The 381-nt window shown below is 70.3% G+C and carries 1 protein-coding gene; it reads right to left on the bottom strand.

The features are described 5' to 3' along the window. Positions 1-202 (bottom strand): hypothetical protein (locus GVL12_RS26015; protein ID WP_200844115.1); only part of this gene is annotated, 202 nt, incomplete at its 3' end. Positions 203-381: the final 179 nt, after the last annotated feature.

Here is a 381-nt window from a genome sequence, read left to right as displayed (position 1 = left end):
TGGTGACCCGGCCGTGCGTCGGCGCCGAGAGGACCACGAACAGGGCGAACAGCAGCAGCACCAGGGCGCCGATGCTGACAGACTCGGCGGACCGGTCGCCGCGCCAGGCGCCGTACAGGATCATGAGCAGCACGCCGACGCTGAGGATCAGCTCGGGCAGGAGCGGCGCCAGCGAGGGCAGCACGGAGTGGACGGTGGGCATCTGTTCCGTCTCAGCGTGGGAGCGGCAGCGCGGCGGCCGCGGTCTGGGTGTTGGCGAGGGCGGCCTTCATGCCGGTCATCAGCGCCTCCGTGGAGGGCGCGAAGACGTCGAGCACGGGGGCCGGGTGCACGCCGTAATAGATCGTCAGCACCACCAGCGGCGCCAGGATGATTTTCTCG

It is taken from the genome of Pantoea sp. 18069 (assembly GCF_902706035.1).
Classification (GTDB): domain Bacteria; phylum Pseudomonadota; class Gammaproteobacteria; order Burkholderiales; family Burkholderiaceae_C; genus Comamonas.
The sequence above is the reverse complement of the archived record's forward strand: the minus strand, read 5'-3'. Positions and strand labels throughout refer to the sequence as shown.